Source organism: Burkholderia anthinoferrum, assembly GCF_002925705.1.
Taxonomy (GTDB): Bacteria; Pseudomonadota; Gammaproteobacteria; order Burkholderiales; family Burkholderiaceae; genus Burkholderia; species Burkholderia semiarida.
On sequence record NZ_LFZP01000003.1, the window covers coordinates 93,512 to 117,460 of the forward strand.

The following is a 23,949-nucleotide window of genomic DNA, read 5'->3' on the forward strand; positions in this document are numbered from 1 at the left end:
TTAATGAGCGGTGCCGGCGTCCGCCGCTTTCGCGGGGGCCGTCGCACGATGGTTGTCGTCCCGCGGCGCGGCGACGGCAGGCTGCGCGTCGCTGGCGGGCCGGCGCGGGCGGTGCGGGCGCCGGATCGGCGGCAGGCTCGCGGCCATCGGCGCCGCGGCGCTCGCGTCGGCCGGCGCCGTGGCGCTGGCGCCTGCCGCGCCCGAGGCGCCTGAGGCCGCGTCGGCCGCGCTGGCTGCCGACGGCACGACGGGCTGCGGCAGCGCGGTGAAGCCGGCCGCGATCGTGGCCGGCTTCGATGTGTCGCCGACCACGGGCGCGCTCACCGGCTCGGTGGCCGACGCCGCGGCGGCCACGGCCGCGGCTTCGTTCTTCGGGTTCTGGCGCTCGACCAGGTAGTAGTCGAGCACGCGACGCGCGACCGGGCCGGCGGCCTGGGCGCCCCAGCCGCCGTTTTCGACGACCAGCGCGACGGCGATCTGCGGGTGGTCGACCGGCGCATATGCGATGAACAGCGCGTGGTCGCGCAGGTGCTCGGCGAGCAGGTGGCCCTTGTAGTTCGAGCCCTGCAGCGAGAACACCTGCGCGGTGCCGGTCTTGCCGGCGGCGAGGTACTGCGCGCCGCGGAACACCTTGTACGCGGTACCGGACGGGTTCTCGATCACGTTCTCCATCCCGCGTTTCACGACGTCGATGTCGGCTGCCTTCAGCGGGATCACGTCGCTTTCCTTCGGCACCGTCAGGTGGCGCGCGCGCGTGATCGGATCCTCGACTTCCTTCACGAGGTGGGGCTTCATCACGACGCCGTTGTTCGCGAGCGTCGCGGTCGCGTGCGCGAGCTGCAGGATCGTGAACGAGTTGTAACCCTGGCCGATCCCGAGGCTGATCGTCTCGCCGTCGAACCACTTCTGCTGCGCCGGCTTCTTGAACGCCTTCTTCTTCCAGTCGGTCGACGGCAGGATCCCGCGCGCCTCGCCCTGGATGTCGATGCCGGTGATCTGGCCGAAGCCGAACGGCTTCATGAAGTTCGCGATCGCGTTCACGCCGAGGTCGCGCGCGAGCATGTAGAAGTAGGTGTCGTTCGACACCATGATCGCCTTGTTCATGTCGACCCAGCCCTGGCCCGAGCGCACGTCGTTGCGGAACGTGTGGCCGCCGAACGTGAAGTAGCCCGGGTCCTGGAAGCCCCAGCCCGGCGTGCGCTTGCCGAGCGTCAGGCCCGCGAGCGCCATGAACGGCTTGTACGTCGAGCCGGGCGGGTAGGTGCCGTGCAGCGGGCGGTTCAGGAGCGGCTTGTCGGGCGAGTTGTTCAGCTCGTCCCAGGTCTGCTGGTCGATGCCGTCGACGAACGAGTTCGGGTCGAAGCTCGGCGACGACACGAACGCGAGCACGTCGCCCGTCTTCGGCTCGATCGCGACGAGCGCGCCGCGCTTGCCGGCGAACGCCTGCTCGGCGACCTGCTGCAGCCCGATGTCGAGCGACAGCACGAGATTGTTGCCGGGCGTCGCCTGCGTGCGCGACAGCGTGCGCACCGGCCGGCCGCCGGCCGTCACCTCGACTTCCTCGAAGCCCGTGAGCCCGTGCAGCTCGGTTTCGTAGCTCTGCTCGACGCCGATCTTGCCGATGTAGTCGGTGCCCTTGTAGTTGTTCGCGTCGCGACGCGGATCGTAGTGTTCCTGGTCGCTGTCGTTGTCGTCGCTCATCGCATCGATGCGATCCTGGTCGCGCTTCGAGATCCGGCCGATATAACCGATCACGTGCGCGGCCGTCATGCCGAGCGGGTACTGGCGGAACAGCCGCGCGCGCACGTCGACGCCGGGGAAGCGGAAACGCTGCGCGGTGAAGCGCGCGACTTCGGCGTCGGTGAGCCGCGTGCGGATCGGCAGGCTCTCGAAGTTCTTCGAGTCTTCCTGCAGCTTCTTGAAGCGGCGGCGGTCGCGGGCGTCGATCGGGACGATCTCGGACAGCTTGTCGATCGTGTTGTCGAGCGTGTCGTCGAGCTTCGACGGCGTGATCTCGAGCGTGTACGCCGAGTAGTTCTTCGCGAGGATCACGCCGTTGCGGTCGGTGATGATCCCGCGGTTCGGCACGATCGGCGCGACCGAGATGCGGTTTTCCTCGGCCTGCAGCGCGTATTTGCCGTGCTGCATCAACTGCAGATAGAAGAAACGGCTCGCGAGCAGCCCGAAGCAGACGAACACGAACACGCCCGCCGCCGCGACGCGCAGGCGGAACCTCGAGAGCTGCTGTTGGGTGTCGTTGAATTCGGTCATTTACTGGCAATCTGGCCCGCGCGCGGGCGAGGGCGAGGTGCCGCCCCGGAGCGCGGCGCGCGGCGGGCGTGGGGGCGGCGGGTATTCAAGGTCGGTCCGGCTCAGATCGGGCGCGTATCGTCCGGGTCGACCGGGCGGCGTTGCGGCATCAGTAGCAGATGGCTCGCGATCGGCCACAGCGCGGCTTCGACGAAACCGTCGACGAGGTAGCGCCAACCGGGGAACGCGGCGCCCATCAGCAGGCGGATCACGAACGGCACGAGCTGCGCGGCGACGAGCAGCGGCGTGACGTACAGCACCTGCACGCCGATCGGCATCCACAGCACGCGGCGGTGGATCGTGATCGCGCCGTACGACAGCAGCGTATAGGCGAGCGCATGCTCGCCGAGCAGCCCCGCGTCGTGCACGTCCATCAGGATGCCGAGCGCGAACGCGACGCCCATCCCGACCTTGCGCGGCTGGTGGATGTTCCAGAACAGCAGCACGAGCGCGACGAAGTCGGGCACGCCGGGCAGGCGGCCCCACGGCATCAGGTTCAGCAGGAACGCGGCGGCGAGGCTGAAGACGATGAAGTACGGATTGACCGGCTGCAGGATGTATTGCGGGCGGTTCATCGCTGGGCTCCAGATTGCCCGGCGGCGGGCTTCGCGGGCGCGGCGGCGGGCTGGGCCGGCGCCGGCTTCGCGCCGGGCTGGGCCGCGGCGGCCGGCTTCGCGTTCGCGTCGGCCTTGTCGGTTTTCTCGGCCTTCTCGCCCTTTGCGGCGGCTTTCGCGCCCTTCTTGCCCTTCGCGTTCTTCTCGGCGGCGGGATCGGGCTCGGCCGGGCGCGGCGGGATGTCGTTCCGGTAATGCAGCACGAGCATCTGGCGCGCGCCGCGCACGGCCGCGACCGGTGCGCAGGTCACGCGCGCGAACGCGGTATCGGCGAGCTTGTCGACGCGCACGACCTTCGCGACCGGCAGGCCGGGCGGATAGACGCCGTCGAGGCCGCTCGTGACGAGCTCGTCGCCGGCGACGAGATCCGCGCTCGTCGGCACGAAGCGCAGGTCGAGCGAATCGCCCTTCGGCGTGCCGTAGATCACGCTGCGCAGGCCGGTGCGCAGCACCTGCACGGGAATCGCGAGATCGCGGTCGGTGACCAGCGTGACTTCGGATTGCAGCGGGAACACGCGCGTGACCTGGCCGACCACGCCGTCCTCGCTGACGACGGGCGAGCCGTCCTGGATGCCTTGCTGCGAGCCTTGGCCGATCACGATCTTCTGCGTGAACGGGTCGCTCGTGTCGTACTGGATCTCGACCGGCGTCGATTGCGTCGCGATGTGCTGGCGCAGCTCGAGCACCGCGCGCAGATGGATGTTCTCCTGCGCAAGCACCGCGGCCTGGTTGGCCTGCGTGGACAGTTGCAGGTTGCGTTTGCGGAGGTCGTCGTTCTCGTGGCGCAGCGACGCGCCGGTGACGGCGATGTCGGCCGCGCCCATGAACAGGTCGCGCGGCACGAGCGCCGCGCGTTGCAGCGGGTACAGCACGGTGCCGAGTACGCCGCGCACGATTTCGAGCGTGCTGAAGCGCGCGTCCGACACGAGGAGCGCGATGGCGAGGGCGACGAAGAAGATGAGCCGCGCGAGCGCGGGCGGACCTTGCTTGAAGAGGGGCGGCGGACTGTATTCCATGGTCGGCGCCGGGCGCGTGTGATCGGTTAAATAATGCTCAGACGCGCAAACGGCGCGGCGGTTCGTTCTGAACGAGCGATCCGGCCACGCCGCGGGTGCGTCATATCAAACGGGACTGCCTAGGCGATCACTGGGCGATCACTCGTACGAGAAGATGCTGCCCAGCTTGTCCATGCGCTCGAGCGCCATGCCCGAACCGCGCACGACGCAGGTCAGCGGATCTTCCGCGACGAGCACCGGCAGGCCGGTTTCTTCCGCGAGCAGGCGATCGAGGTCGCGCAGCAGCGCGCCGCCGCCCGTCAGCATCATCCCGCGTTCGGCGATGTCGGCGCCGAGTTCCGGCGGCGTCTGTTCGAGCGCGATCTTCACCGACGACACGATCTGGTTCAGCGGATCGGTCAGCGCTTCGAGGATTTCGTTGCTGGAGATCGTGAAGCTGCGCGGGATGCCTTCCGACAGGTTGCGGCCCTTCACTTCCATTTCCTTGACTTCGGAGCCCGGGAACGCGGAGCCGATTTCCTTCTTGATCGCCTCGGCGGTCTGCTCGCCGATCAGCATCCCGTAGTTGCGGCGGATGTAGTTGACGATCGCCTCGTCGAACTTGTCGCCGCCGACGCGCACCGAGCCCTTGTAGACGATGCCGCCGAGCGAGATCACGCCGACTTCGGTCGTGCCGCCGCCGATGTCGACGACCATCGAGCCGGTGGCTTCCGATACCGGCAGGCCCGCGCCGATCGCGGCCGCCATCGGCTCCTCGATCAGGTAGACCTGCGATGCGCCGGCGCCGTGCGCGGCTTCCTTGATCGCGCGGCGCTCGACCTGGGTCGAGCCGCACGGCACGCAGATGATGATGCGCGGCGACGGCGAGAACATGCGCGACTCGTGCGCCGTCTTGATGAACTGCTTGATCATCTGCTCGGTGACGGTGAAGTCGGCGATCACGCCGTCCTTCATCGGGCGGATCGCCTCGATGTTGCCGGGCACCTTGCCGAGCATCTGCTTGGCTTCCTTGCCGACCGCCTGGATCGTCTTCTTGCCGTTGGGGCCGCCTTCCTGGCGGATCGACACGACGGACGGCTCATCGAGCACGATGCCCTTGCCGCGCATGTAGATCAGGGTGTTTGCGGTGCCGAGGTCGATCGCGAGATCGTTGGAGAAGTAGCTGCGCAAAAAACCGAACATTCAGAATCCTGTTTCGCTCTGGGCCGGCCCTGCATAGCGAGCGCTGAGGGCGGCAGCGGAAAAAATAACAGCCTCGGGAAGCGTGGCGGAAGCGGCCGCCGCGGCGCACGAAGCTGCGAGTGATGTCTACCGGGGATCGCACGAAGCACGCACGGCTTGCCGAAACAGGGCGAAACGGTGCGGGAAAAGGCTGCCGGGTTTGGGTCGAACGCGTAATGATACCTTATAATTTCGCGGTATTTGAATCGAAACGGGCGGTATTTTTGCCGCTTCGGCCCCGATTTTTGAGGGTGGGATCGCACCCTCCAACCCCCCGCCGCAGTGCTGCTTCGATGCACTGCGCAGCCTTGTTTTTCCGGTGATCGCATGGCCCTGACCCTGACCGATGTGAAACGCATCGCGCACCTGGCGCGACTCGAAATGGCCGACGCCGACGCCGAGCACATGCTCGGCCAGCTCAACGAATTCTTCGGCCTCGTCGAGCAGATGCAGGCGGTCGACACCGCCGGCATCGCGCCGCTCGCCCACCCGATCGAACAGATCCAGGCAGTCGCGCAGCGCCTGCGCGACGACGCCGTGACGGAGCTCGTCAATCGCGACGACAACCAGCGTCCGGCGCCGGCCGTCCAGGACGGCCTCTATCTCGTGCCGAAGGTGATCGAGTAAGCATTCGATGACAAGCGCGCCGGCCGTCCAGCGCCGCGCGCCACCCAGAATTCCCAGGAAAACCACTCAATGCACGCAAAAAGCCTGACCGAACTGCGCGCCGCGCTCGCCGCCAAGGAATGCTCGGCCGTCGAGCTCGCGCAGCACTATCTGAAACGGATCGACGCCGCGCGCGACCTGAACGCGTTCGTCCACGTCGACGCCGACCTCACCCTCGCGCAGGCGAAAGCCGCCGACGCGGAGCTCGCCCGCGGCGCGGGCGGCGCGCTCACCGGCCTGCCGATCGCGCACAAGGACGTGTTCGTCACGCGCGGCTGGCGCTCGACCGCCGGCTCGAAGATGCTCGCGAACTACGAGAGCCCGTTCGACGCGACCGTCGTCGCCCGCCTGCAGGCGGCCGGCATGGTCACGCTCGGCAAGACCAACATGGACGAGTTCGCGATGGGCTCGTCGAACGAGAACTCGGCGTTCGGCGCGGTGAAGAACCCGTGGGACACGGACGCGGTGCCGGGCGGCAGCTCGGGCGGCAGCTCGGCCGCCGTCGCCGCGCGCCTCGCGCCGGCCGCGACCGGCACCGACACCGGCGGCTCGATCCGCCAGCCCGCGTCGTTCGCGGGCGTGACGGGCATCAAGCCGACCTACGGCCGCGTGTCGCGCTACGGGATGATCGCGTTCGCGTCGTCGCTCGACCAGGGCGGCCCGATGGCGCAGAGCGCGTCCGACTGCGCGCTGCTGCTGAACGCGATGGCCGGCTTCGACGAGCGCGACTCGACGAGCCTCGAGCGCGACGACGAAGATTTCACGCGTCACCTCGGCCAGCCGTGGGCGGCCGGCAACGACGCGGGCAAGCCGCTCGCCGGCCTGCGCATCGGCCTGCCGAACGAGTATTTCGGCGCCGGCCTCGCCGACGACGTGCGCGCGACGATCGATGCGGCGCTCAAGCAGTATGAAGCGCTCGGCGCGACGCTCGTGCCGGTGTCGCTGCCGAAGACGGAACTGTCGATCCCCGTGTACTACGTGATCGCGCCGGCCGAGGCGTCGTCGAACCTGTCGCGTTTCGACGGCGTGCGCTTCGGCCACCGCGCCGCGCAGTACGGCGACCTGCTCGACATGTACAAGAAGTCGCGCGCCGAAGGCTTCGGGCCGGAAGTGAAGCGCCGGATCCTCGTCGGCACCTACGTGCTGTCGCACGGCTACTACGACGCGTACTACCTGCAGGCGCAGAAGATCCGCCGCATCATCGCGAACGATTTCCAGGAAGCGTTCAAGTCCTGCGACGTGATCATGGGCCCGGCGTCGCCGACGGTCGCATGGGATCTCGGCGCGAAGGGCGACGATCCGGTGCAGATGTATCTCGCGGATATCTACACGCTGTCGGTGAGCCTCGCGGGCCTGCCCGGCATGAGCGTGCCGTGCGGCTTCGGCGCGGGCGCGAACGCGAAGCGCCCGGTCGGCCTGCAGATCATCGGCAACTATTTCAACGAAGCCCGGATGCTGCAGGTCGCGGACGCGTTCCAGCGCGCGACCGACTGGCACAAGCAAGTTCCGGCGGGGGTGTAAGCACATGGCTACTCAGTGGGAAGTCGTCATCGGTCTCGAGACGCACGCGCAACTGTCGACCGTCTCGAAGATTTTCTCGGGCGCATCCACGCAGTTCGGCGCCGAGCCGAACACGCAGGCGTGCCCGGTCGACCTGGCGCTGCCGGGCGTGCTGCCGGTGCTGAACCGCGGCGCGGTCGAGCGCGCGATCCGCTTCGGCCTCGCGATCGGCTCGACCATCGCGCCGCGCAGCATCTTCGCGCGCAAGAATTATTTCTACCCCGATCTGCCGAAGGGCTATCAGATCAGCCAGTACGAGATTCCGGTCGTGCAGGGCGGCCGGATCACGATCCAGGTGCCCGCCAACGAAAAGGCCGGCAAGCCCGCGTACGAGAAGACGGTCAACCTGACCCGCGCGCACCTCGAGGAAGACGCGGGCAAGTCGCTGCATGAAGACTTCGCCGGGATGACCGGGATCGACCTGAACCGCGCGGGCACGCCGCTGCTCGAGATCGTCACCGAGCCGGAAATGCGCAGCGCGGCCGAGGCCGTCGCGTACGCGAAGGCGCTGCACGCGCTCGTCGTGTGGCTCGGCATCTGCGACGGCAACATGCAGGAAGGCTCGTTCCGCTGCGACGCGAACGTGTCGGTGCGCCCGGTCGGCCAGGAGAAGTTCGGCACGCGCGCGGAAATCAAGAACCTGAACTCGTTCCGTTTCCTCGAGGAAGCGATCAATTACGAAGTGCGCCGTCAGATCGAGCTGATCGAGGACGGCGGCGAAGTCGTGCAGGAAACGCGCCTGTACGATCCGGACAAGCGCGAGACGCGTTCGATGCGCAGCAAGGAAGACGCGCACGATTACCGCTACTTCCCCGATCCCGACCTGATGCCGCTCGTGATCGGCCAGGACTGGATCGAGCGCGTGCAGTCCGGCATGCCCGAGCTGCCGGCCGCGATGCAGCAGCGCTTCGTCGACGAATACGGCGTGTCCGCGTACGACGCGGGCGTGCTGACGTCGAGCAAGGCGATGGCCGCGTACTTCGAGGCGGTGGTCGCGAAGGCCGGCGCGGCGAACGCGAAGATCGCCGCGAACTGGCTGATGGGCGACGTGTCGTCGCAGCTGAACCGCGACGGCATCGAGATCGACGCGATTCCGGTGTCGGCCGCGCAGCTCGCGCTGTTGCTGCAGCGCATCGCCGACGGCACGATCTCGAACAAGATCGCGAAGGAAATCTTCGCGACGATCTGGGACGAGAAGGCGACCGACGAAGGCGCGGCCGATCGCATCATCGACGCGAAGGGGCTGAAGCAGATCTCCGACACCGGCGCGCTGGAAGCGATCATCGACGAAGTGCTCGCGGCGAACGCGAAGTCGGTCGAGGAATTCCGCGCGGGCAAGGAAAAGGCGTTCAACGCGCTGATCGGCCAGGCGATGAAGGCGACGAAGGGCAAGGCCAATCCGCAGCAGGTCAACGAACTGCTGAAGAAGAAGCTCGGCTGAGCATGCGCGCGCGCCTGACCCGCGCTTGACGACGGGCCGCACCGGACGCGTTCGGGCGGCCCGTCGCATTTGGCGGATGCGTTATCGTATGCATCGCACCGCCCAACGGAGGAACGAATGGCGAAACAACCGTCGCTCGACGATTTCCGCGTGCCGTACAGCACGCGCGAGAAGGAAGCCGCCGCATTCACGCTCGACGCGTTCGACCCGGCCGCGAAGCCGTTTTCGTCCGGATCGAAGGAGGCCGACCGCGAACGGCTGTCGGCGGTGTCGACCGAGCTCGACGTGCAGCAGGAGCGCCTGCACACGCAGCAGAAGAAGCGCGTGCTGCTCGTGCTGCAGGGGATGGATACGAGCGGCAAGGACGGCACCGTGCGCGCGGTGTTTCGCGAGGTCGATCCGCTTGGCCTGCGCATCGTGCCGTTCAAGGCGCCGACGCCGATCGAGGCCGCGCACGACTTCCTGTGGCGCGTGCATGCGCAGGTGCCGGCCGCGGGCGAGCTCACGATCTTCAACCGCAGCCACTACGAGGACGTCCTCGTGCCGCGCGTGCTCGGCGCGATCGGCGACAAGGAGTGCGAGCGCCGCTACCGGCAGATCCGCGATTTCGAGACGATGCTGTTCGAGAACGGCACGACCATCGTCAAGTGCTTCCTGCACATCTCGAAGGACGAGCAGCGCGAGCGGCTCCAGGCGCGCATCGACGATCCGACCAAGCACTGGAAATTCGACATCGCCGACCTCGACGCGCGCAAGCACTGGGACGCCTACCAGTCCGCGTACCGCGACGCGCTCGCCGCGACCTCGGCCGAGCATGCGCCGTGGTACGTGATCCCGGCGAACTCGAAGACGCACCGCAACGTGATGATCGCCGAGCTGCTGCTGCGCACGATGACCGACATGAAGCTGGAATTCCCGCCGCCGAAGCCCGAGCTCGAAGGCGTGAAGATCCGATAACCCTGTAAAAACATCGAACTGAACGGAACCCGACATGATGCGAGTGATTACCGCCAACCTGAACGGCATCCGCTCCGCCGCGAAGAAGGGCTTCTTCGACTGGCTCGGCGAACAGAACGCCGATTGCGTGTGCGTGCAGGAAATCAAGGTATCGGCCGACGACCTGCCGGCCGAGTTCGTCGAGCCGCACGGCTTCAAGAGCTATTTCCACCACGCGGAGAAGAAGGGCTACAGCGGCGCGGGCGTGTACAGCCGACGCGAGCCCGACGACGTGATCATCGGCTTCGGCAGCAGCGAATTCGATCCGGAAGGGCGCTACGTCGAGGCGCGCTACGGCAAGCTGTCGGTCGTGTCGGTGTACGTGCCGTCCGGCTCGAGCGGCGAGGAGCGCCAGCAGGCGAAGTACCGCTTCATGGCCGAATTCATGCCGCACCTCGCCGCGCTGAAGAAGAAGCGCGAGGTGATCCTGTGCGGCGACGTGAACATCGTCCACAAGGAAATCGACATCAAGAACTGGAAGAGCAACCAGAAGAACTCGGGCTGCCTGCCGGAAGAGCGCGCGTGGCTCACGAAGCTGTTCGACGACGTCGGCTACGTCGACGTGTTCCGCACGCTCGACCCGCGTCCCGAGCAGTACACGTGGTGGAGCAACCGCGGCCAGGCGTACGCGAAGAACGTCGGGTGGCGGATCGATTACCAGATCGCGACGCCGGGCGTGGCCGGCACCGCGAAACGCACGTCGATCTTCAAGGACATCAAGTTCAGCGACCATGCGCCGCTGACGATCGACTACGACTATACGAAGTGATGGCCGGCGCCGCGCCTGGCGCGCAGCCGCCGAGCCATTCGTCCGGTCGCCGGACGCAAGACGGGCCGCCTGTCCGACAGGCGGCCCGTTTCGTTTGCCGCGGCGCTTACTGCTTGAGCGACGCCATGTCGATCACGAACCGGTACTTCACGTCGCTCTTCAGCATCCGCTCGTAAGCGGCGTTGATCTGCTGCATCGGAATCGTCTCGATGTCGGACGTGATCCCGTGCTCCGCGCAGAAATCGAGCATTTCCTGCGTTTCCGCGATCCCGCCGATCAGCGAACCCGCGAGGCGGCGGCGCTTGAAGATCAGGTTGAACACCTGCGGCGACGGATGGTCGTGCTCCGGCGCGCCGACGAGCGTCATCGTGCCGTCGCGCTTCAGCAGGTTCAGGAACGGATTCAGGTCGTGCTGCGCGGCGACCGTGTTCAGGATGAAGTCGAAGCTGTTCAGGTGCGCGTTCATCTGCGCTTCGTCCTTCGAGATCACTACTTCGTGCGCGCCGAGCCGCTTGCCGTCGTCGATCTTCGACGGCGACGTCGTGAACAGCACGACGTGCGCGCCCATCGCGCGCGCCAGCTTCACGCCCATGTGGCCGAGGCCGCCGAGGCCGACGATGCCGACCTTCTTGCCGGGGCCGACGTTCCACTGCCGCAGCGGCGAGTAGGTCGTGATCCCCGCGCACAAGAGCGGCGCGGCGCCGGCCGGGTCGAGCGTGTCCGGCACGCGCAGCACGAACGCCTCGTCGACGACGAGCTGCGTCGAATAGCCGCCGTACGTGATGTCGCCCGTCACGCGGTCCTGACCGTTGTAGGTGCCGACGAAGCCGTTCTCGCAATACTGCTCGAGGCCTTCTTCGCAGCTCGCGCAGGTGCGGCACGAATCGACGAGGCAGCCGACGCCGACCAGCTCGCCGACCTTGAAGCGCGACACCTGCGGGCCGGTCGCGGTCACGCGTCCGACGATTTCATGGCCCGGTACGACCGGGTAGATCGTGTTGCGCCATTCGTTGCGCGCCTGGTGAAGATCCGAGTGGCAGACGCCGCAGTAGAGGACGTCGATCTGGACGTCGAGGTCGCGCAGCGCGCGACGCTGGAATTCGAACGGGGCGAGCGGCGATTGCGAATCGGTCGCCGCGTAGGCATAGGTCGTGCTCATGCAATGGGCTCCTTGTCCGGAAAACATCCGGCGAAACAGACTGCCGCCGCACCCTGTGGCGATGCGGCGAGACAGGCCCTCATCGTAAGGAGCGCGGCGCCGCGGCGAAATACACGAAGGTCTGGAAGATTTGCCTATTCCTCTCGAATTGGCCGCGAACGGCCGTCAAAATACGTTCCAGGTGCTACATTGCGAGCCAGATTCTCTTGCCGGACAGGACCACGCCGATGAGCTTCCAGCCCCTTTTGGCCGACGCGGGCGAACGCCTGCAGCGCCGCATGATCGAGCTGCACACGCGCCTCGCGCCGAACGAGGGCGACACGCTCGCGGCGCTCGACGGCGTGCGCTTCATCCGTGTGACGCATCCCGTGCCGCGCATGCCGGTGCTGTACGAGCCGAGCATCATCGTCGTGTGCCAGGGGCGCAAGCTCGGCTATCTCGGCGACCGTTCGTTCGTGTACGACGCGCAGCAATACCTGGTGCTGTCGGTGCCGCTGCCGTTCGAATGCGAGACGTTCGCGAGCACGGACGAGCCGTTTCTCGCGATCTCGATCCGCGTCGATCTCGCGGTGATCGCCGAGCTCGCGATCCTGCTCGACGAGACGCTCGGCGCGGCGGTCAGCGAGCCGCTCGGCGTGTACTCGACGCCGCTCGATGCGCCGCTGGCCGATGCCGTCGTGCGGCTGCTCGAAGCGCTCGCGTCGCCGCACGACACGCGCGTGCTCGGGCCGGCGATCATGCGCGAGATCGCGTATCGCGTGCTGACGGGCGAGCAGGGCGACGCGATGCGCGCGGCGCTCGTGCAGCAGCATCATTTCGGCCGCATCGCGAAGGCGCTGCGGCGCATTCACGCGGAGCTGAAGGCCGATCTCGACGTCGAGACGCTCGCACGCGAAGCCGGGATGAGCCTCGCGGTGTTCCACGCGCAGTTCAAGCACGTGACGGCGACGTCGCCGATGCAGTACGTGAAGACCGCGCGGTTGCACCAGGCGCGGCTGATGATGGTGCGCGACGGGCTCGGCGCCGGCGCGGCGGCCGCGCGGGTCGGCTACGCGAGCGCATCGCAGTTCAGCCGGGAGTTCAAGCGGCTGTTCGGCCGCAGCCCCGGCGACGAGGTGCGCTGGATGCGTGACAGCGGCGTGCGCCCGGCGATGGCCGACGCGCACGCGTAGCGCGCGGCGCCGTGCGGCCGCTCAGCGCCGCACGACCTTGCGCCGCTGCGCGCTGATGCCCGCGTAGTCGGGCAGCGATTCGACGCGCTTGCCCGTTGCTTTCGCGTACAGCGGCATCAGGTCCGGCAGCCGGTTCAGCAGATCCTGGCGGCGCGCGGCGCCGTACGGATGCGTGTAGATGAAACCCGTCGCCTTGTTCGCGCGCGTCGCGGCCGCGAGCTTGTCCCACAGCGTGATCGCCGCGCGCGGATCGAAGCCCGCGCGGGCGGCGATGTCGCCGCCGATCACGTCGGCTTCGGTCTCGTCGGTCGGATCGTAGTGGAGCGACTGCAGGCGCTCGCCGAGGTTCAGCGCCTGCGGCAGCGGATCGCCGACGCCGAACAGCGGCGGCAGCGCGGCCGCGCGCAGTGACGTCTGCGAGGTCGCGCCGAAGTTGCTGCGCGCGTGTTCGCGCAGCGCATGCGCGATGCCGTGCGCGAGCAGCACGCCGAGCTCGTCGTCGTTCAGGCGCACACGCTCGAGCATGCCGCCGTACACGAGCACCTTGCCGCCCGGCAGGCAGGTCAGGCGAATGTCGCGCGAACGGATCGCATTGACGTCCCATGCCCAGCTTTTCACGCGGTCGTTCCACTTCACCGAATACGGCGCGAGCTTCGCGACGATCGCACGCAGGCGCTTCACGCGCGGCTGGTTCGCGGGCAGCAGGCGGTTGCTGTCGGCGGCCGTCTGCACGATCTGCGCGTATTCGTTCGCGGTGAGCTGTTCGAGCAGCGGCGACGGAATCAGCGTGCGGAACGCGATCGCGTTGCCGTAGCGGACCTGCTGCGGCGTCGGCGTATAGGCCTTCGCCGGCACCGCGGCGCCGGTCGGCTGCGCGCCTTCGGCGGCGGACGGCGCGGCGGGCGCGGCAGACGTGGCGGCGGCGGGCGGCGTGGCTTGCGCCGCGGCCGGCGCGGAGCCCGCGGCCGTCGCGCCGGTGTCGGTCGCGTGCGCGGCGAGCGCCGCGGCGCCGACGCCCAACGCGGCCGCCACGCGTGCGAGACGGCGCAGGCGGTTACCGCGCACGGCTCGCCTCGCCGTTGCGTGCGGCACCGTTCCACGGCGCGATCCGAAACAGTAGCAGCATGCCGGGAATCGCGAGCGCGGTGCACACGATGAAATAGTCGAACCAGCCGATCTTCGCGACGATGAAGCCGCTCGCCGCCGACGCGAGCGTGCGCGGCACGGAGGCCAGGCTCGTGAACAGCGCGAACTGCGTGGCCGTGTAGCGCGGATCGGTCGTGCTCGCGATGTACGCGACGAACGCGGCCATCGTCAGCCCGGTCGTGAAGGTTTCGAAGCCGTAGACGATCGCGAGCGCGACCGTCATCGGGCTGAATTGCGGCGTGACGGCGATGCCGAACACCGACAGCGCGGCCGCGATCGCGTGGCTGGTCGACACGGTGAAGTCGTACAGCATCGCGAGCACGGGCGAGCCGGGGCCGAGCTGCGCGAGCCATGCGAAGCCGAGCGTCGACACCATCTGCAGCGCGCCGAAGATCCACAGCCCGCGGCCGATGCCGATCTTCACGAGCCAGATGCCGCCGATGATGCCGCCGGCGACGCTCGCGACGAGCGCGGTGGTCTTCGCGACGATGCCGATTTCGGTGCGCGTGAAGCCGATGTCGAGGAAGAACGACGTCGACAGCGTGGTGGCCATCGTGTCGCCGATCTTGAACAGGAAGATGAACGCGACGACGAGCAGCGCGCCGGCCCAGCCGTCGCGCTGGATGAATTCGCGAAACGGCAGCACGATCGCGTCGCGCAGGTTGCGCGGCGGCGCGCCGGCCACTTCCGGCTCGCGCACGACGAGCGTCATCAGGATGCCCGGCAGCATGAATGCGCCGGTGATCGCGAACACGGCGTCCCACGGCATGTGGTCGGACAGGATCAGCGCCAGCGAGCCGGGAATCAGCGCGGCGAGCTTGTACGCGTTCACGTGCACCGCGTTGCCGAGGCCCTGCTCGGTGTCGCGCAGCAGTTCGCGGCGGTACGCGTCGATCACGATGTCGGCGCTCGCGCCGAAGAACGCGACGAGCGTCGTGAGCGCGGCGACCGTCCAGATCGAGTCGCGCGGCGACACGAAGCCGAGCGCGGCGATCGCGCCGGCGACCAGCACCTGCGTGAGCAGCAGCCAGCCGCGCCGGCGGCCCGGCCGCCAGCCGGGCAGCCGCGGGATGTAGCGGTCCATCAGCGGCGCCCACAGGAACTTCCACGTATACGGGAACTGGATCAGCGCGAACAGGCCGATCTCCTTCAGGTTCACGCCCTCGGAGCGCAGCCATGCCTGCACGAGGTAGACGAGCGTGAACAGAGGCAGACCCGACGTGAACCCCAGGAACACGCAGATCAGCATGTGCTTGTTCAGATAGGCGCGCCAGCCGGGGTGATCCTCGTGAGCGGTGAGTGCGGGCGCCTCGTGTGGCGTTTTCGACATGGACTGGAACTGGGTAGCGTTGACTGAAGGCGGCGGCAGCGCGGGCGGCGCGGCCGGCGAAGGTGGGGCGGCCGCGCGCGTGGGCGGGCCGGATCTTCCGTCAACGGCTCCCCGGCTCAGCTGCGCTTGACGCGATAGACAGCAAGACTACCACGCCAGTTCGCTCCCCATCGAATCGGCTGGCCTTCGTGCAGCACGACGCGGTCGAGGATCGTGACGCCGACTTCGGGCGCGAGCGCCTCGAAATCCTTGATCGTCAGCACCCGCACGTTCGGCGTGTTGTGCCACTGATAAGGCAGCGACTTCGACACCGGCATCCGGCCGCGCAGCACCGACAGCCGGTGCGCCCAGTAGCCGAAGTTCGGGAACGACACGATGCATTCGCGCCCGACGCGCGCGGTTTCGCGCAGGATCGCGGCGGTCTGGTGGATCGTCTGAAGCGTCTGCGACAGGATCGCGATGTCGAAGCTGTGATCCTCGAACAGGCGCAGGCCGTCCTCGAGGTTCTGCTGGATCACGTTGATGCCGTTTTTCGCGCTCGCGAGCACGCCCGCGTCGTTCAGCTCGATCCCGTAGCCGGTCACGTCCAGTTCTTCCATCAGCAGCGCGAGCAGCGAGCCGTCGCCGCAGCCGAGGTCGAGCACGCTCGAGCGCGGCTCGACCCAGCGGGCGATCGTGCGGAAGTCCGCGCGCGCGGACAGGGAATTCAGCGCTTGCTGGTTCATGCTCCCACCTCGATGGCGATTCGTTCGTAATACGCGCGGATCAGGTTGTGATAGCGCGCGTCGTCCAGCAGGAACGCATCATGGCCGTGCGGCGCATCGATTTCCGCGTAGCTGACCGTGCGCTTGTTGTCGAGCAGCGCCTTCACGATCTCGCGCGAGCGCGCGGGCGCGAAGCGCCAGTCGGTCGAGAAGCTCGCGATCAGGTACTTCGCCTGCGTATGCGCGAGCGCGGCCGTCAGGTTGCCGTCGAACGCCTTGGCCGGATCGAAGTAGTCGAGCGCGCGCGTGATCAGCAGGTAGGTGTTCGCGTCGAAGTAGTCGGCGAACTTGTCGCCCTGGTAGCGCAGGTACGACTCGACCTCGAACTCGACGTCGAAGCTGAAGTTGTACGCGTCGAGCGCGCCGTCCGCGCGGCGCAGCGCCCGGCCGAATTTCTCGGCCATGTCGTCGTCGGACAGGTACGTGATGTGACCGATCATCCGCGCGACGCGCAGGCCGCGCTTCGGCTTGACGTTGTGCGCGTAATAGTCGCCGCCGTGGAAATCGGGATCGGACAGGATCGCCGAGCGCGCGACCTCGTTGAACGCGATGTTCTGCGCGGACAGCTTCGGCGTCGACGCGATGTCGATGCAGTGCGCGACGCGCTCGGGATACATCAGGCTCCATGCAAGCGCCTGCATCCCGCCGAGGCTGCCGCCCATCACGGCCGCGAAGCGCTCGATGCCGAACGCGTCGGCGACGCGCGCCTGGGCGTGCACCCAGTCCTCGACGGTGACCACCGGGAACTTGGCGCCGTACGGCTTGCCGGTCGACGGATCGACGCTCATCGGGCCCGTCGAGCCGAAGCACGACCCGAGGTTGTTCACGCCGATCACGAAGAAGCGGTTGGTGTCGAGCGGCTTGCCCGGGCCGACCATGTTGTCCCACCAGCCGGTGCTGCGCGGATCGTCCGCGTAGACGCCGGCGACGTGGTGCGACGCGTTCAGCGCGTGGCAGACGAGCACCGCGTTCGAGCGCGCGGCGTTGAGCTCGCCGTACGTCTCGACGACGAGCTGATAGTTGCCGAGCACGCTGCCGCTTTGCAAGCGCAGCGGTTCGGCGAAGTGCATGGTCTGTGGAGCGACGATGCCGATCGATTCCATTCGTTCCGCCTTATGACTGGGCGGCTAAACGGTGTCGGCGATGCGCGGAGGCGAAGGTGCGCGGCTGACGACCTCTTTAGCCGCATTTGTAGTGAACCCACCGGGGGAGCGACGCATCGACGCATCAAACCCCGGCCGGTTCGCGCGCCCGCAATCGAGTCAGCAAATCGGCGCGCTTCCGACCTGCCGCCAGGGGCGGCAAGTCGGCAAAGTATAGCGGAATTCGGCGGGCGCGCGAATTCCGCCGCTCGTCGGCCGCCGCGGCCGTCACCAGCGATATTTCGCCGAAAGCTGCCCGGTTACCACCGAGTAGTCGGACAGATTGCCTTCGACGCCAAGGCTCGCCGATATCGAGAATTGGCGGCTCACCTGCCCGGTGGCGCCGAACCTGACCGCGACGCGGTCGCGCGGCACGTCGAACGAGAAGGCGTTGCGGTCGAGCGTCAGCGTACGTGAGCCGGGACCGTGCCACCAGTTCGCTTCGACGAACGGCCGAAGTTCACGCCCGTTCGGCATCGCGGTCACGCCGTGTACGCGCACGCCGAGCCGGGTCAGCACGTCGGTTGCACCCTGCCCGTCGAGACGGCCGCCGGCCGTGCCGTGCGCCTCCGCGCGGTAGTCCGACACGACGAGCTGCGCTTCGGGCTCGACGAAGAACCGCGTGTCGCCGCGCTCGTAGAATCCGAACGAATAGCCGGTCTCGATCGAACCCGTCACGGTGCGTGAGCGATACGAATCGGCCGCGAGGCTGCCCCCGACGCTGTTCGCGTAGGCGCCGTACATGAACCACGCATCGACGTAAGGGCCGGTCAGGATGTCGCGGCTGCCGTACCACGTGCCGTACACGCCCGCGTTGTAGCCCGACACGCTGCCGCGCGCGGTGGCGTTCATCACGCGATGCTCGATCGCATTCCACAGCGGGCGCGTCGACCAGCTGGTCTGACTACCGTACATGCCCATCGCGCCGATTCGGAAGCTGCCGCCGCGACCATCGTCGAAGCGGAGCAGATCGGCGCCCGCGTGAATCAGGCGACCGTTACCCGACACGCTGCGGCCATTGCCCGACATCGACGTCGTATTGCCCTCGGCGCGCAGCCACACGGCTCCGTCGAGCGGGCCGGCGGCCTCCGTGCGCAATGAGCGATCGTTGCGCTGATGCAGCGTATGGACTGCCATCGTCGATGCCGCATCCGCGTTCGCCAGATAGGCGTCCGGCTCCGGGGCGGTCGTGCGCGCAGGCGGCGTGGTTTCGGGTTCGATCGGCGGATCCGGGTTCACCGGGCCGGGCGGCAGCGGTGGTACGGGCCGTACGGGCGGTTCGGGCTTTGCCGCGGACACGAGATACCAGTCGTTGTCCCGCCCGCCGTCGCCGCCGCCGCCGCGCTTCAGCATGTAGTCATAGCCACCCGCGGACAACGTGCCGAATCCTTGCCGGTAGCCGTCGGAACTCGCGTCGAGCGTGAATGCCGACACGTCCGTCGTACCGCCGTTGCGCGTTTCGACGATCGGGATGCCGACGGTCGTCGGCGCACCGTTGCCGCCGGCGCGCTTGACGACGACCCCGGTGTCGCCCGACGCATGGCCGCCGTCGATCACGAGCCGGTCTGTCGGCGATGCATCGTCCTGCAGCGTCGTATGGAGAACCAGCTTGCCGTTGCGCGCGGCGTAGTCGCCGGATACGACGAGCGTGCGCGGCGTCGCCGGCGCGCCGGCAGCCGGATCGGCGAACGCGATCGTCGAGTCGTTCAGCGCGACGGAGCCGACCGACGAGTTCGCGGTGACGGTCCAGCGGCTGTCCGTGTCGAGCGCCAGCGTGCGCACCGCGTTCGTCGCGCCGGTCCAGGCCGACGCATTGGACAGCGTGACGTCTGTTGTCGCATGCGTCGGGCTGCCGTCGGCGGCGGGGTGATTCACGATGTCGCCGTTGGCATGCGAGCCGGTGTCGAGCGTCAGCCGCACCGGCGCGTCGGGTTGCGCATGCACGGACAGCAACGTGCCGTTGCCGCCACCGGCGCGCGTGCCGTTGCGCAGCACGATGGTCGCGCCGGATGCATCGATTGCGCCGTGCCGCTCGCTGACGAGCGAACCGTCGTCGATGGTCAGTGCGCCGTCGTACACGCTTGCGGCATAGGCATCGTCGCCGCTCGCGCGCGCGGCGGTGCGCACGAGGTCGATCCGGCCGCCGGCGCTCGCATGAAGTGCGCTCGCGCCGGGCCCGCGCGTGTCGACGGTCATGTCGGTGAGGGCGACGACGGAGTCCGTGCCGCTCGACATCGCGCCGCGTGCACGCTCGCCGTCGGTTGCGATGCTGCCGCGCGTCATCGCGATCTTGCCGCCGAGCCGCGCGATCGCGCCGATCGAGCGGTCGCCGGTGGTCGTCACGTGCGTATCGGTTGCGTCGACGACCGGCGTGTCGGCGTACTCCTTCGACGCATACAGCCCGTGCGCGCTGGTGCCGTGCGTGACGACGCGCGTGCGTGCGAGTGCGACGTCGCCCGCGCGGGTATCGACGCCGACGGCGGCGTCGCCGCCCGTTTCCAGGTACGAGTCGTTGAATGCGACCGTCGACGCGCTCGGCAGGTACAACACGGACGCGTAGTCGCCGTCCGTCCGGATATCGGTGCGATCCAGCGTGGCGTGCGCGCCGTCGTAACTGATGGACAGGCCGGTCGCGATCAGGCCGCTGGTTCTGATCAACGTATCGGCGACGTTGACGGTGCCGCCCGGCGCGCCATTCACCGCGATGCCGGAGCCTTCCTTGCCGCGCGTGACGATCACGCTGTCCGAGATGCGGAGCTGGCCGTTCGCGCCGTTGACGTACGCACCGTGCGCGAAATCGCCGTCGGTGTCGATCGACGAGCGTTGCGCGGACGCGCTGGCGCCCTGACGGACGTCGATGCCGATGCTGTTGCGGCCGCGCGTACGGATTTCGGTATCGCGCAGTTCCACGCTCGAACCGGCGCCCGATGCGGCGGCACCGGCCGCGACGTGGCCCGTCGAGAACGCGCGGGTTTTGCCGGCGGTCGTCAGGCGGCCGCCGTTGATCGCGGACAGGACGGACTGGCCGATTTGGGATGTCGAATAGTCGCCCGGCGCGACTTCGAGCTCGATGCCGTTGGCCTGTTGCGGGCCGCCGGTGACTTGCGCGGCGGACGGCCACGGTATCACGGCGCCGGCGATCAGTGCGGAATGCGCGAGATGGCGGCCGGTGCGTGCTCGGGAAAATGGAAAACGACGGTGGTTCACCCGTGTACCTCCTTGTTGCGACGGGCGAAAAGTAACTTTCCAGCGCGAGTTTGGAAATTGGACGAGTTCGAATCTTGCGGAATCCATGAGCAACGGCCCGGCAGTTGCATGAAGACGGTCAGGAACGGGCGACGGCCGGCGGCGGCATTTGCGTCGAATTGGTTCAAGCAGACGAGTCGCACGATCGCAATGGCCGGATGCGGCACGTTCGATCGGAACCCGACGCGCATTGCACCGAATGCCCGGGCGCCCAATCGCCGACTGCACCCGGCCCGCGTTGGCTTGCAGGCATGAGCGGCAGCGCCTTTCGACGGTTGATCCAACGCATGCGATCAGGGTGGGGCGGGGCGCTTTGTGTCGATAAATCAGACGTGTCTGCGTGTCTCGGTGTTGATTTCAAATATCTGTCCCATTGTTGATGCCGGTGCCCTTGGCTAGATTTGCGGCTTACCTCGAATGGACAAGGGCGCACACCGGCGGGCATGGGGCGGCCGATACGAGCATGACGAACGGAACGAGCAGGAAAGGCCGGCGCGCGCGAGCCGCAGCGGTGGAATGGGCGAAGCGAAGCGCGGGCGGCACCGGTGTCATGACGGCTGCGCTGATGGCCACCGCGCCGTATCTCGGTTCGTGCGCACCGGACGACTCCGGAGCGGCACGGGCGCCGGCGTCCGAGGTGCCGCGCAGCGTGCCGGCGCCCGCGTCGTCGGTGGCACCGCCGGCGGGCGTGCGCGATGTCGACGAGCGGACCGATCCGCCTGTGCAGCCTCGCGTCGACGAAGAGAAGGCCCCCCATCCCGTCCCGCCGCCATCCGCGTTTCCAGCGACCCCGTTCGCGCCGGTGCGGCGGCCGGCCATCGCCGCCGGACTCGACGATCGTCCGCTCGGCGGCCCGCTCGCGGCCGACAGCCTGGCCGACCGGCCGCCGCTGCCGAATGGTCCGCTGCCGGACGAACGTTTCGATCTGTTCCGGCCACATCGCGGCGGGCCCGTGCTCAGTTATACAGGCGCGGCCGAGCCGTTGCGCGCGCGGATGCTCGACGGTGAGCGTCTGGCCCGCGTCGCGTCCCCGGACCTGCCCCCATTGCCCGGCGTCGCCGTCGAACTGGCCGGCGCGACGGATTCCCCGTTCTATGCCGATCAGGTGGCCGACGCGCTCGCGCGCTACGCCGCGGCGGGCGGTGCGGCGGTGCACGACGAAGCCGGGGCGGTCCGCACGGCGAGTGCGGACCGCGGCGACGCATCGGGGCGCGGCCTGGCCGGAGAACCGTTTTACGCGGATCAGATCGCGTATGCGCGGACACACCCGTCGCCCGGCGGCGCGCCAGCGCTCACGGCCGACGCGAGCGAAGGCGTCGCGTCACTCGTTTCGCGATTCCCGTTCGATCTGTCGGGTCCGACGCGTGCCGCGCCGCCCAGTATCGCGTTGTCCACGCTGGGCGGCGAGGTGGCCTATCACGCGTTGTCCGAGCGACGTGCGGCGTCCGTCGAGCCGCGGTCGCTGACCGGCTTGCTCGATACGTTGAAGCCGGTTTTGGCTGCGTTGCCCAAGCCGGCGACGGGAGCGGTCTCGACGGTCGCGCACGGCGGCGCCGAGCCTGCCGAAGCACGGATCAGTGACGCAGCCTTCGCGTCGCCCTTATCGCCTGCGGTGCGCGTGGCCGGATCGGCGCGGCCGCTCGACGGCCAACGGGCCGCGATGCTGGCGACGTCGGCGAGTCTTCCCGAGCTTGCGGCCCGGGTCGCAAGCATCGCCGGGCAGCGTCAGACACTGCCGGAGCTTGGCGCGCGCCCGCAGGGCGGCACCGCGTTCGCTTCTCAAGCGTGGCGCGTGACGACGCGCGTCTCCACGAGGGCGGTGCTCGGCGCGGGTGCCGGAGAACGAAGCCAGCCCGGTCGCGGCGCGCGCGGCGCGAAAAACGGACATGCTTCCGAAGGGCTTCCGACGATCGTTGCCGATACACGGAACGTGTTGGCGTACGAGTCGCGCGCACCCGAGCGGCCGGCCGTCATCGACGGTTTGCCGAGCGCGGTGGAGATGGCCGCGGCGCTGGTCCGGCCCGAAACGAGCGGGCGCGTGTCCAAGGGGGCGCGAGCGTCTTCGCGGATCGCGCGCGGCACGGCGCATGCCGATGCGGCGCAGGACACCGGCTGGCGCACGGCGGCCATGAAGACCGACGGCGACCAGCGGTACGGGCGTTTTCGCCGAGGCGATCCGCTCTACGACAACGTCATGGCGTCCGTGGCCACCGCGCGGCATCGCAGCGTCGCGATCGAGATGCCGCCGCAGCGCCCATACCGCGACGTCGCGACGAGCGTGATCCTGGCGTCGAGCGGGCCGTCCGTCGATGCCGAACAACAGCGCGCGGTGACGATCGGCCACGTGTATTGACGCGGGCCGCGCCATCGGGGGCACGCATATCGGATGCGGGTGTGTCGGTCGAACGCGGACGATCGACTGGCGGCACCGCGGCAATGGCACAGGAATTCGCAGCGTCGCTTCCGGCTGCGGATCGAGCACGCCTCGTTCGCCGCACGACCGGATTTGCGTTTCGGCAGCGCCCAAATGCGTGCGCCGCCGATCGCGATCGCGCTCGGCCATCGAGAGGCGGTCATCGATTTCCTGACAAATTAAACAATTCACTCGGTCTTTTACGAGAGTCCGGCTCGGATTCCGTTGAGGTTTGAACTCGTCCTATATCCCCGATATTGAGGGATTGATAATATTTTTTGCGGGTTCGATTGCGCGAGATAACCGTGGTGCAGATTGGCGGCATGACGCCTCGTGAACCCGGTCGACCTGTTTGACGTATTTCTCTTTAAGTAGGAGTGTTAAATGAAGAAAAAGGTATTGGGTGCTTCCGCTGCGATGCTGATGGGTGTGCTGGCTGGATCGCCGGCATTCGCGCAGGCCGTGACGCAAGGCAAGGTGACGTTCGACGGCGAACTGACCGCGAGCACGTGCTCGATCAAGGGCGGGGACCAAGACAAGAAGGTGCTGCTGCCGAAGATTTCGACGGTTGATCTGGCGAAGAAGGGCGACACGGCCGGCTCGACATCGTTCGAGCTCACCGCGGAGAAGTGCGCCGCTGACGTGAAACAGGTCGCCGCTCACTTCGAGATGACCAACATGGATCCGGCTACCGGCTTCCTGAAGAACCTGCTGACGGATCCACAGGTCGCGGCGACGAATGTCGTCGTCCAGTTGGTGAACTCCGACGGTGCGGGGATTCGGGCCGGCACGACGGGCGCGTACTTCGACGTGACGGGCACGGGCGACACGCGCGGCGCGACGATGCTCTACGGCGGTCAGTACTACGCGACCGGCGCCACCACGGCGGGTAAGGTGAACACCTTCGCTCGCTTCACGCTCGCCTATCAGTGATCTTGAGTCGCAAGTAGCCCGCAAGCGGGCTCCGGAGATTTTGTCGTTCGG

The 23,949-nt window shown here is 68.0% G+C and carries 18 protein-coding genes; 8 read left to right on the forward strand and 10 right to left on the reverse strand.

Features of this window, described 5'->3' with window-relative positions; all coding sequences use genetic code 11:
* The 4 genes from mrdA to C5F75_RS01710 form a co-directional block, all read right to left on the reverse strand.
* Nucleotides 1–2,271 carry a penicillin-binding protein 2 gene (gene mrdA, locus C5F75_RS01695; RefSeq protein WP_060312265.1) on the reverse strand — a complete coding sequence of 757 codons (2,271 nt, stop codon included), beginning with the start codon at nucleotides 2,269–2,271 and terminating at the stop codon, nucleotides 1–3.
* 101 nt (nucleotides 2,272–2,372) lie between these two features.
* Nucleotides 2,373–2,885 carry a rod shape-determining protein MreD gene (gene mreD / locus C5F75_RS01700; protein WP_006477476.1) on the reverse strand — a complete coding sequence of 171 codons (513 nt, stop codon included), beginning with the start codon at nucleotides 2,883–2,885 and terminating at the stop codon, nucleotides 2,373–2,375.
* A complete protein-coding gene (mreC, locus tag C5F75_RS01705) occupies nucleotides 2,882–3,940 on the reverse strand; it encodes a rod shape-determining protein MreC (protein WP_104011808.1) in 1,059 nt (352 codons plus the stop codon). The genes mreD and mreC overlap by 4 nt, the downstream gene beginning before the upstream one ends.
* Before the next feature lie 138 nt (nucleotides 3,941–4,078).
* Nucleotides 4,079–5,122: a rod shape-determining protein gene (locus tag C5F75_RS01710; RefSeq protein ID WP_004189550.1), complete on the reverse strand. Its 1,044-nt coding sequence runs from the start codon at nucleotides 5,120–5,122 to the stop codon at nucleotides 4,079–4,081.
* Nucleotides 5,123–5,488: 366 nt separating this feature from the next.
* On the opposite strand from C5F75_RS01710, the gene gatC reads away from it, so the two are divergent.
* The 5 genes from gatC (at nucleotide 5,489) to C5F75_RS01735 (ending at nucleotide 10,593) form a co-directional block, all read left to right on the forward strand.
* Nucleotides 5,489–5,788 carry an Asp-tRNA(Asn)/Glu-tRNA(Gln) amidotransferase subunit GatC gene (gatC, locus tag C5F75_RS01715; RefSeq protein ID WP_059573621.1) on the forward strand — a complete coding sequence of 100 codons (300 nt, stop codon included), beginning with the start codon at nucleotides 5,489–5,491 and terminating at the stop codon, nucleotides 5,786–5,788.
* 69 nt (nucleotides 5,789–5,857) lie between these two features.
* A complete protein-coding gene (gatA, locus tag C5F75_RS01720; protein ID WP_104011809.1) occupies nucleotides 5,858–7,348 on the forward strand; it encodes an Asp-tRNA(Asn)/Glu-tRNA(Gln) amidotransferase subunit GatA in 1,491 nt (496 codons plus the stop codon).
* Between the two features lie 4 nt (nucleotides 7,349–7,352).
* Nucleotides 7,353–8,828: an Asp-tRNA(Asn)/Glu-tRNA(Gln) amidotransferase subunit GatB gene (gene gatB / locus C5F75_RS01725; RefSeq protein ID WP_104011810.1), complete on the forward strand. Its 1,476-nt coding sequence runs from the start codon at nucleotides 7,353–7,355 to the stop codon at nucleotides 8,826–8,828.
* 117 nt (nucleotides 8,829–8,945) lie between these two features.
* Nucleotides 8,946–9,785: a polyphosphate kinase 2 family protein gene (locus C5F75_RS01730; RefSeq protein WP_104011811.1), complete on the forward strand. Its 840-nt coding sequence runs from the start codon at nucleotides 8,946–8,948 to the stop codon at nucleotides 9,783–9,785.
* Nucleotides 9,786–9,819: 34 nt separating this feature from the next.
* The gene (locus tag C5F75_RS01735; protein WP_059573624.1) at nucleotides 9,820–10,593 is read left to right on the forward strand and encodes an exodeoxyribonuclease III; all 774 of its coding nucleotides are present in this window, start codon (nucleotides 9,820–9,822) and stop codon (nucleotides 10,591–10,593) included.
* Between the two features lie 106 nt (nucleotides 10,594–10,699).
* On the opposite strand, the gene C5F75_RS01740 is transcribed toward C5F75_RS01735, so the two are convergent.
* On the reverse strand, nucleotides 10,700–11,752 hold the full coding sequence (locus tag C5F75_RS01740; protein ID WP_059573625.1) for an NAD(P)-dependent alcohol dehydrogenase: 1,053 nt from the start codon (nucleotides 11,750–11,752) through the stop codon (nucleotides 10,700–10,702).
* Between the two features lie 227 nt (nucleotides 11,753–11,979).
* Here C5F75_RS01740 and C5F75_RS01745 point away from each other — a divergent pair, with 227 nt between their 5' ends.
* A complete protein-coding gene (locus C5F75_RS01745; protein ID WP_059573626.1) occupies nucleotides 11,980–12,924 on the forward strand; it encodes an AraC family transcriptional regulator in 945 nt (314 codons plus the stop codon).
* Nucleotides 12,925–12,945: 21 nt separating this feature from the next.
* Here C5F75_RS01745 and C5F75_RS01750 read toward each other — a convergent pair whose 3' ends face one another.
* From C5F75_RS01750 to C5F75_RS01775, 5 genes are all read right to left on the reverse strand, one after another.
* Complete coding sequence (locus C5F75_RS01750) at nucleotides 12,946–13,989, reverse strand: M48 family metallopeptidase (RefSeq protein ID WP_059573650.1); 1,044 nt, start codon at nucleotides 13,987–13,989, stop codon at nucleotides 12,946–12,948.
* On the reverse strand, nucleotides 13,979–15,400 hold the full coding sequence (locus tag C5F75_RS01755) for an AmpG family muropeptide MFS transporter (protein ID WP_059573627.1): 1,422 nt from the start codon (nucleotides 15,398–15,400) through the stop codon (nucleotides 13,979–13,981). The genes C5F75_RS01750 and C5F75_RS01755 overlap by 11 nt, the downstream gene beginning before the upstream one ends.
* Nucleotides 15,401–15,516: 116 nt before the next feature.
* Nucleotides 15,517–16,125 carry a methionine biosynthesis protein MetW gene (gene metW / locus C5F75_RS01760; protein WP_059573628.1) on the reverse strand — a complete coding sequence of 203 codons (609 nt, stop codon included), beginning with the start codon at nucleotides 16,123–16,125 and terminating at the stop codon, nucleotides 15,517–15,519.
* On the reverse strand, nucleotides 16,122–17,267 hold the full coding sequence (gene metX / locus C5F75_RS01765; RefSeq protein ID WP_059573629.1) for a homoserine O-succinyltransferase MetX: 1,146 nt from the start codon (nucleotides 17,265–17,267) through the stop codon (nucleotides 16,122–16,124). Before metX ends, metW begins: the two co-directional genes overlap by 4 nt.
* Before the next feature lie 267 nt (nucleotides 17,268–17,534).
* Nucleotides 17,535–20,513 carry an autotransporter family protein gene (locus C5F75_RS01775; protein ID WP_059573630.1) on the reverse strand — a complete coding sequence of 993 codons (2,979 nt, stop codon included), beginning with the start codon at nucleotides 20,511–20,513 and terminating at the stop codon, nucleotides 17,535–17,537.
* Between the two features lie 502 nt (nucleotides 20,514–21,015).
* Between C5F75_RS01775 and C5F75_RS01780 the strand changes: the two genes are divergently transcribed.
* Nucleotides 21,016–22,905: a hypothetical protein gene (locus tag C5F75_RS01780; protein ID WP_146075161.1), complete on the forward strand. Its 1,890-nt coding sequence runs from the start codon at nucleotides 21,016–21,018 to the stop codon at nucleotides 22,903–22,905.
* Nucleotides 22,906–23,349: 444 nt separating this feature from the next.
* Nucleotides 23,350–23,898, forward strand: coding sequence for a fimbrial protein (locus C5F75_RS01790; RefSeq protein WP_059573633.1), 549 nt, complete (start codon nucleotides 23,350–23,352; stop codon nucleotides 23,896–23,898).
* Nucleotides 23,899–23,949: the final 51 nt, after the last annotated feature.